This window comes from Azotobacter bryophylli, assembly GCF_042643485.1.
In the GTDB taxonomy this organism is placed as follows: Bacteria; Pseudomonadota; Gammaproteobacteria; order Pseudomonadales; family Pseudomonadaceae; genus Azotobacter; species Azotobacter bryophylli.
In genome coordinates, this window is sequence record NZ_JBHRSJ010000010.1 from 103,224 (window position 1) to 111,359 (window position 8,136).

8 protein-coding genes are annotated in these 8,136 nt (G+C 68.7%); 5 read left to right on the forward strand and 3 right to left on the reverse strand.

Annotation, left to right across the window (positions count from 1 at the left end; all coding sequences use genetic code 11):
• The first annotated feature begins 1 nt into the window (after position 1).
• Positions 2-1,708: a TIGR01244 family sulfur transferase gene (locus ACFOJE_RS05750; protein WP_377813335.1), complete on the forward strand. Its 1,707-nt coding sequence runs from the start codon at positions 2-4 to the stop codon at positions 1,706-1,708.
• Positions 1,702-3,504: a SulP family inorganic anion transporter gene (locus tag ACFOJE_RS05755; protein ID WP_377813336.1), complete on the forward strand. Its 1,803-nt coding sequence runs from the start codon at positions 1,702-1,704 to the stop codon at positions 3,502-3,504. Before ACFOJE_RS05750 ends, ACFOJE_RS05755 begins: the two co-directional genes overlap by 7 nt.
• A gap of 11 nt (positions 3,505-3,515) precedes the next feature.
• Here the strand turns inward: ACFOJE_RS05755 and folK are convergent, their stop codons facing one another.
• Both folK and folB read right to left on the reverse strand, forming a co-directional pair.
• Entirely contained in the window at positions 3,516-4,064 is a 549-nt protein-coding gene (gene folK, locus ACFOJE_RS05760; protein WP_377813337.1) for a 2-amino-4-hydroxy-6-hydroxymethyldihydropteridine diphosphokinase, read from the reverse strand.
• Positions 4,055-4,408, reverse strand: a complete 354-nt coding sequence (folB, locus tag ACFOJE_RS05765; RefSeq protein ID WP_377813338.1) for a dihydroneopterin aldolase — start codon at positions 4,406-4,408, stop codon at positions 4,055-4,057. The genes folK and folB overlap by 10 nt, the downstream gene beginning before the upstream one ends.
• A 163-nt stretch (positions 4,409-4,571) precedes the next feature.
• Between folB and plsY the strand changes: the two genes are divergently transcribed.
• Positions 4,572-5,141: a glycerol-3-phosphate 1-O-acyltransferase PlsY gene (gene plsY, locus ACFOJE_RS05770; protein WP_377813339.1), complete on the forward strand. Its 570-nt coding sequence runs from the start codon at positions 4,572-4,574 to the stop codon at positions 5,139-5,141.
• Between the two features lie 59 nt (positions 5,142-5,200).
• Here the strand turns inward: plsY and tsaD are convergent, their stop codons facing one another.
• Positions 5,201-6,226, reverse strand: coding sequence for a tRNA (adenosine(37)-N6)-threonylcarbamoyltransferase complex transferase subunit TsaD (tsaD, locus tag ACFOJE_RS05775; protein WP_377813340.1), 1,026 nt, complete (start codon positions 6,224-6,226; stop codon positions 5,201-5,203).
• A 301-nt stretch (positions 6,227-6,527) separates the two neighbouring features.
• Between tsaD and ACFOJE_RS05780 the strand changes: the two genes are divergently transcribed.
• Entirely contained in the window at positions 6,528-7,673 is a 1,146-nt protein-coding gene (locus tag ACFOJE_RS05780) for an amine dehydrogenase large subunit (protein ID WP_377813341.1), read from the forward strand.
• A gap of 2 nt (positions 7,674-7,675) precedes the next feature.
• On the forward strand, positions 7,676-8,136 hold a 461-nt coding region (locus ACFOJE_RS05785; protein WP_377813342.1), incomplete at its 3' end, for a MauE/DoxX family redox-associated membrane protein.

Genomic DNA, 8,136 nt, shown 5'->3' on the forward strand with positions numbered 1-8,136 from the left:
GATGCAACCGATCAAGCGTCTGACCCCGTTCATCGCCGTGACCGGCCAGCTCGAGCCTGCGGACATGGGCGCCGTAGCCGCCGGCGGCTTCCGCTGCCTGATCAACAACTGCCCGGACGACGAGGAGCAAGCGCAGCCGGGCGACGACGACCTGCGCCGTGCCGCCGAGGCCGCCGGCCTCGACTACCACTCCCTGCCGGTGGTTTCCGGCCAGATCGGCGACGCCGAGGCGGCCGCCTTCCGCCGCCTGCTCGAACGGGTCAAGGGCCCGGTCCTGGCCTTCAGCCGCAGCGGAACCCGCTCCGCCGGCCTGTGGGCGCTGGCCGAGGCCCATCACCTCGCCCCGGACAGCCTGCTGCAGACCGCCCGGGCCGCCAGCTACGACCTCGGCGCCCTGCTGCCACGTCTGGAGCAGCGCTGGCGGAGCCAGCCCGAGGCGCCCCGCTACGACGTGCTGGTGATCGGCGGCGGCGCCGCCGGCTGCGCGGTCAGCGCCAGCCTGCTCAAGCGCGCCCCCGATCTGCGCATCGCCGTGGTCGAGCCGAGCGAGCGGCACTACTACCAGCCGGGCTGGACCCTGGTCGGCGCCGGCGTGTTCGACTGCGCACGCACCGAGCGCGCCATGGCCCGCTGCATCCCGAGAGGAGTCCAGTGGATCCGCGCCGCCGCCGCCGCCTTCGAACCGGAGCGGCAGCAGGTGGTGCTGGAAGACGGCAGCCGCCTCGGTTACCGCGCCCTGGTCGTCTGCCCGGGCCTCGTCCTCGACTGGGACGCCATCGAAGGCGCCCGGGAAACCCTGGGCCGCAACGGCGTGACCAGCAACTACCTGTTCGAGCTGGCGCCCTACACCTGGCGGCAGGTACAGGCCCTGCGTCGCGGCCGGGCACTGTTCACCCAGCCGCCGCTACCGATCAAGTGCGCCGGCGCGCCGCAGAAGGCCATGTACCTGTCCTGCAACCACTGGCTCAGGCAGGGCGTGCTGCCCGACATCCAGGTGGAGTTCTGCTCGGCCGCCGCGACGCTGTTCGGTGTCGCCGACTTCGTGCCGCCGCTGATGCGCTACGTCGCGCGCTACGACGCCCGGCTCGCCTTCAGCCACAACCTGATCAAGGTCGACGGCGAGGCGCACAAGGCCTGGTTCGCGGTCACCGATGCCGACGGCACGACCCGCACGGAGGAGCGCGAGTTCGACTTCCTGCACCTGGTGCCGCCGCAACGGGCCCCGGCATTCGTCCGCCAGAGCCCCCTGGCCAATGCCGAGGGCTGGCTCGAGGTGGATCACGCGACCCTGCGCCATCCACGCTACCCCGACATCTTCAGCCTCGGCGACGTCTGCTCCGCGCCCAACGCCAAGACCGCCGCAGCGGTGCGCAAGCAGGCGCCGGTGGTGGCCGAAAACCTCATCGCCCAGCTCGTCGGCCGCGCTCCGCGGGCGGCCTACGACGGCTACGGCTCCTGTCCGCTGACCGTCGAGCGCGGCAAGGTGATCCTCGCCGAATTCGGCTACTGCGGCAAACTGCTGCCCAGCCTTCCCTGGGACCCGCGGGTGCCGCGTCGCCTGGCCTGGGAACTGAAGACCAGGGGGCTGCCGTCCATCTACTTCGATCTGATGCTCAAGGGCCATGAGTGGCTGGCCGGCCCCAGGCGGCCGGACCGCCTGCAGCTCCCGGCGGACTGCGATCTGGTCCGGGAGAAGAAGGGATGCTGACACGCCTAGCCCGCCACCTGCCATGCCTGGTCTGGGCACGCCGGTACGACCGCGAGGCCGCGGGCAAGGACGCCATGGCTGCGGTGATCGTGACCCTGATGCTGATTCCGCAGAGCCTGGCCTATGCCATGCTCGCCGGCCTGCCGCCGGTCACCGGCCTCTACGCCAGCATCCTGCCGCTGGTGGCCTACACCCTGTTCGGCACCAGCAGCAGCCTGGCGGTCGGCCCGACGGCGGTGGTCTCGCTGCTGACCGCCGCAGTGCTCGGCCCGCTGTTCGCCGCCAGCAGCGCCGAGTACGAGGCGGCCGCCCTGCTCCTGGCGCTGCTCTCCGGGCTGATCCTGCTGGCGATGGCGGTGCTGCGCCTGGGCTTTCTCGCCAACTTCCTCAGCCACCCGGTGATTTCCGGCTTCATGAGCGCTTCGGGCCTTCTCATCACCCTCGGCCAGCTCAAACACATCCTCGGCATCCGGGCCGACGGCGAGAATGCCGTCGAACTGCTCGGCGCCCTGGCCGCCGACCTGCCGCAGACCCATCTGCCGACCCTGGCCATCGGCGCCGCCAGCCTGGTCTTCCTGCAGCTGGCGCGTAGCCGGCTCAACGGCTGGCTGCGCGCCCTCGGCTGCACGCCGAAGGTCGCCGGCACCCTGACCCGGACCGCCCCGGTGGCGGCGCTGCTGCTCGCCGCGCTGGCCGTCTGGCTGCTCGACCTGTCCGCCGCCGGGGTGCGCGTGGTCGGGCAGATTCCCCGGGGCCTGCCGTCGCTCGACCTGCCGCCAGCGGATCTCGCACTGACGCTGAAGCTGCTGCCGGCGGCGCTGCTGATCAGCCTGATCGGTTTCGTCGAATCGGTGTCGGTGGCGCAGACCCTGGCCGCCAAGCGCCGCCAGCGCATCGACCCGAACCAGGAACTGGTCGGCCTCGGCACGGCCAACCTGGCCGCGGCGCTGAGCGGCGGCCTGCCGGTCACCGGCGGCTTCTCGCGCTCGGTGGTCAACTTCGACGCCGGCGCGCAGACCCCGCTGGCCGGGGCCTTGACTGCCGGGGGCATCGCCGTCACCGTACTGTTCTTCACCCCGCTGTTCCGCAACCTGCCCCATGCGGTGCTGGCCGCCACCATCATCGTCGCCGTGCTGGCCCTGGTGGATCTCGGCGCGCTCCGGCGCACCTGGCGCTACTCGAAGCAGGATGCGTCGGCCATGGCGACCACCATCCTCGGCGTGCTGCTGGTCGGCGTGGAGACCGGTATCCTGCTGGGCGTCGGCCTGTCCCTGCTGCTGTTCCTCTGGCGTACCAGCCAGCCGCATATCGCCGTGGTCGGCCAGTTGCCGGGCAGCGAGCATTTCCGCAACGTCGAACGCTTTGCCGTGGTGGAGAGCCCGACGGTGCTGTCGGTCCGCGTCGACGAGAGCCTGTACTTCCCCAACGCGCGCTATCTGGAAGACCGCATCGCCGAGCTGGTCGGCCAGCGACCGCGGATCGAGCATCTGGTACTGATGTGCCCGGGGGTCAACCTGATCGACGCCAGCGCCCTAGAGAGCCTCGAAGCGATCGGCGAACGCCTGCGAGCCGCGGGCATCCAGTTGCATCTCTCGGAGGTGAAGGGGCCGGTGATGGACCAGCTGAAGTGCTCGGCCTTCCTCGAGCATTTCGGCGGCCAGGTGTTCCTCAGCCAGTTCGAGGCCCTGGCCACCCTCGATCCGCAGACCACCCGGCAGGCCATCGGCCTGCGCCGCCCGGCCGGCCCGCTGCCCCGTCAGTCGGCGGTGCCGGGCGAAAGCGGCAAACGGGGGTGAAGCGCCCCGCCCTAGGGCTCGAGCCTCGGGGTGGGAAAGGCCTCGAGGAGTTCGGCCGGGGTCAGCTCGACGCCGCGCCACTGGAAGGGAACCGGCCACAGCCTCTGCTCGATCCGCGCCTCGCGCCAGAGCTCGGCGAAGGTGCGGCCGACGCCGGGGTGGACCCGCTGCGGCACCAGGAGGGACAGCGGCCAGAGCACGAAGGCGTTCTTCAGGATCTCCGCCCGCGGCAGCACCAAGCCGTGGAAATTGCCCACCAGTTGGTCGTACATCAGCACGTCGACATCCAGCGGCAGACCCTTGCGGTCCGGCGCATAGCGGCCGTTGTCGGCCTCGATGAACTTGAGCCGGCGATCCAGCTCGGTCAACGGCAGCTCGGTCAGGCCGGCCACCACCAGGTTATAGAAGCACCCGCTCTTGATGCCCACCGGCAGACTCTCGAACACCGGCGAACACCGCATGTCCTGCAGCAGGCCGGCCAGCGTGTCGAGACCGGAGGTGAGATGGGCGACGCGCTCGATATTGCTGCCGAGCCCGAGCAGCACAGGGGTCAGCGACATCCGCGCTCGATCTCCACTCCCACCCCGCTGGCCGCCGGGACGGCGCCCGGCTTGGTCAGCTTGAGGCGCAGCCAGGGAATCCCGAACTCGGCCATCAGCACCTCGGCCAGGCGCTCGGCGAAGGTTTCCACCAGGAAGAAGCTCGCCTCCCCGGCGAAGGCCTGGATTCGCGCCGATACGGCGGCATAGTCGAGAGCCTTGGCGACGTCGTCCTCGGCAGCCGGTGCCCGAGTATCCCAGCCGAGCTGCAGATCCAGACGCAGGCACTGGCGAATGCCGCGCTCCCAGTCGTAGACACCGATCACGGTGTCGACCTCCAGGCCCTCGATAAACACTTTATCCACGATCGACCTCGCGACAGACCCTGCGCCCGTCATCATTGATTATTGTCATAGACGCCACCAATCGGCCTGCGACAACGCAGGCCATGCTGCAATGCGAAAAAATTGGTGCCAACCCCCATACCCCCGCTAGAATCTGAGGCCAACCTGCCCCGGAATGGACCCCATGTTCTGGCTACTGGCGGTTTTCGCCTATCTGCTCGGCTCATTGCCCTTCGCCATCCTGATCAGCCGCCTGGCCGGCGGGCCGGACCCCCGCACCTTCGGCTCCGGCAACCCCGGCGCCAGCAACATGCTCCGCGGCGCCGGCAAGCGACTGGCGATTCTCACCCTGCTCGGCGACCTGACCAAGGGACTGATCCCGGTGGTGCTCGCCAACCTGGCCGGCTTCAAGGCCGAGCAGCAGGCCTGGATCGGCCTGGCTGCGGTCATCGGCCACATGTATCCGCTGTACTTCCACTTCCGCGGAGGCAAGGGCGTGGCCACTGCCGCCGGCGTGCTGCTGGGGGTCTATCCGGGCGCCGCCCTGATCTCCATCAGCAGCTGGCTGCTGGTCCTCCTCCTCACCCGCACCAGCTCGGTGGCCGCCCTGATCGCCACCCCGCTCTGCCTGCCGCTGATGGCCTGGCAACTGCCCAAGGCGCTGATGCCCCTGGCCATCCTCACCGCGCTGATCCTCTGGCGGCATCGCCAGAACATGCGCGATCTGTGGGCCGGCAAGGAAAGACGCTTCTAGCGGGCCAACGACCACCTGCTAGACGATAGCGGCCAACCGGGCGATCCGCCTTCCCGGCCCTAGACCGGCAGCAGGGACTCCATCGACCAGCGCGGATGCACCTGGATGGACGGACCGTCCTGCTGGCCCACCTGCAAACGCTGACAACCGGCATAAGCAATCATCGCGCCGTTATCGGTGCAGAAACGTGGACGGGCGTAAAAAACTTGTCCCTTCAGCTCGCCGAGCATCTTCTCCAGGGACTGGCGCAGGGCCTGGTTGGCGCTCACCCCACCGGCGATCACCAGGCGTTTCAGGCCGGTCTGCTTGAGGGCGCGCCGGCACTTGATGGTCAGCGTTTCCACCACCGCCTGCTGGAAGGCCAGGGCGACGTCGCAGCGCGACTGGTCGGTGTCGTCGCCGCTCTCGCGGCACTGCTGCCAGGTATTCAGGGCGAAGGTCTTCAGACCGCTGAAGCTGAAATCCAGTCCCGGCCGGTCGGTCATCGGCCGCGGGAAGACGAAGCGGCCCGGGGTGCCGCCCTGCGCCAGCCGGGCGATCTCCGGCCCGCCCGGATAGCCCAGGCCGATCAGCTTGGCGGTCTTGTCGAAGGCTTCGCCGGCGGCATCGTCCAGGGACTCGCCGAGCAGCTGGTAGCGGCCGATGCCGTCGACCCGCACCAGTTGCGTGTGGCCGCCGGAAACCAGCAGGGCGACGAAGGGGAACTCCGGCGGCTGCTCCTCCAGCATGGGCGCCAGCAGATGGCCTTCCATATGGTGGATGCCGAGCGCCGGGACGCCCCAGGCGAACGCCAATGCCTGGGCGCAGGAGGCGCCGACCAGCAGGGCGCCGACCAGCCCGGGGCCGGCGGTATAGGCGACCGCGTCGATTTCCCCGGGCTTGCAGCCGGACTCATCCAGCACCTGACGGATCAGCGGCAGCATGCGCTTGACGTGATCGCGCGAAGCCAGTTCGGGGACGACGCCGCCGTAGATGCGATGCAGGTCGATCTGACTGAACAGCGCGTCGGCCAGCAGGCCGCGTTCGCTGTCGTAAAGGGCGACGCCGGTTTCGTCGCAGGAGGTTTCCAACCCCAGTACAAGCATGGGTCCGGCCCTCAGCCTAGGCATGTTGAAAGGCGCGCATGATAAGCGTCAGCCCGCCACCCCGGCCAGCGCTTTTCGCTCGCCCGCCGGAGCATCCGGTGCACCGACATGCGCACCCCGCGGGCACGGGCTCGCCCATTTTTAGCGCCATAGCACAATGCCATGCCCAACAAAGGTGCGCGCCGCAACACATTTAACCTATAAAGCCATATTTTATATGGCATAAGCATTGCTTGGTCTCTCCCAGACCCAGACCGCTCGACCAACACACTGTGGCCGAGCCTTACGAGTGGAGATCAACATGCGAGTGTTAGGCGTCACCCTAGGGACCGTAGCAGGCCTCCTGGCCATGAGCATGGCCCATGCCGAGAGCAGTCTCGTTCCCGAAACCCTGACCGTGGAAAAAACCATCAAGCCGGGGGCCAATGTCTTCATCCTCGACCAGAACTGGAAGGGCCCCAGCCGGGTCAACGTGCTGTCGGCGGACGATCTGTCGCACAAGGGCATCCTGAGCGTCGGCCTGATCAGCCAGTTCAAGCTGACCAAGGACCGCAAGACCGCCTACACCGCCTCGGCCTATGCCAAGCGCATCATGTACGGACCGACCGAAGCGGTGCTGCAGGAGTTCGACGTCGATACCCTGAGCGTGAAGCGGGAAATCCCCGTCTCCAGCAAGATGGCCCAGATCGCGCCCTACTCCAGCCTGCTGCAGCTCACCGCGGACGAGCGCTACGCCCTGGTCCAGAACGCGACCCCGGCCAGCTCGGTCACCGTGGTCGACCTGATCCGCGGCAAGGCCATCAGCGAGATCCCCACCCCCGGCTGCTGGGGCATCTATCCGGCGCCCAAGGGCAACAAGTTCAGCAGCCTGTGCGGCGACGGCGCCGCCACCACCTACACCTTCGAGGCCGACGGCCGGTTCACCCCGGGCAAGCGCAGCGAGAAGATCTTCGACGTGGACGCCGATCCCCTGTTCATCCACGCCGAGCGGGTCGGCAAAGACCTGCTGTTCACCTCCTACAACGGCAACCTCTATCGCGTCTCGGACGCCGGCGAAGCGCCGAAGCTGAAGGACAAGTTCTCCTTCACCAAGGGCATCGAAGGCAACTGGGCCCCCGGCGGCTTCGAGGTCACCGCCTACAACCCGGCGCACAACGTGCTCTTCGTGGCCATGCACCCGGACGCCGAGGACGGCAGCCACAAGAACGAGGCCGAGGAAATCTGGGCCGTGGACCTCAAGGCGAAGAAGGTGCTGTACCGCTCCACCGTCGAGAAGGTGATCTCCATCACCGTCACCGAGGGCGAGCAGCCGGTGCTGTTCGGCATGAACGAAGAAGGCCTAGTGCAGCGCTTCGAGATCGATCCCGACGCCAAGTTCGCCGCCAAGCTGACCGACAAGGTCGAGGAGATCGGCGAGTTCACCCTTCTCGGTTCAACGAGCGAATGATCATGCAGGACAGTCTCTGGAGCATGGCGGCGCTGGCCGCGACGGTCTTCCTGATCCTCCTGTTCCTGCGCGCCGGCTGGCACAAGGTCGCCGACTACGGGCGCTTCCTCGGCTTCGTCGCCGATTACCGGCTGCTGCCGGAACGCCTGGTCGAGCCCGTCGCCCGCCTGCTGATCGGTGCCGAGTTCGCCGTGGTCGCCCTGCTGGCCTGGCCCAGCCAGTCCGCCCTGGGCGCCGCCGCGGCCGCCGCGCTGCTGTCGCTCTACGCCCTGGCCATCGGCGTCAACGTCGCCCGTGGCCGGCGCAGGATCGACTGCGGCTGCGGCGGCACCGCCCAGAGCCTGTCCTGGAGCCTGGTGATCCGCAATGCGCTGCTGGCGGCGCTGGCGCTGCTGGCCGCCGCCGGCGGCAGCCGGCTGCTGGGCGCCTACGCCGCGGCGGCCGCCGTGTTCGCCGGCGTCCT

Bases quoted from the DNA above. Each gene is read 5' to 3' on its own strand.
- folK (WP_377813337.1), bottom strand. From the start codon at position 4,064: ATGTCGCTGACCCCTGTGCTGCTCGGGCTCGGCAGCAATATCGAGCGC.
- ACFOJE_RS05780 (WP_377813341.1), top strand. From the start codon at position 6,528: ATGCGAGTGTTAGGCGTCACCCTAGGGACCGTAGCAGGCCTCCTGGCC.
- ACFOJE_RS05750 (WP_377813335.1), top strand. From the start codon at position 2: ATGCAACCGATCAAGCGTCTGACCCCGTTCATCGCCGTGACCGGCCAG.
- plsY (WP_377813339.1), top strand. From the start codon at position 4,572: ATGTTCTGGCTACTGGCGGTTTTCGCCTATCTGCTCGGCTCATTGCCC.
- tsaD (WP_377813340.1), bottom strand. From the start codon at position 6,226: ATGCTTGTACTGGGGTTGGAAACCTCCTGCGACGAAACCGGCGTCGCC.
- ACFOJE_RS05755 (WP_377813336.1), top strand. From the start codon at position 1,702: ATGCTGACACGCCTAGCCCGCCACCTGCCATGCCTGGTCTGGGCACGC.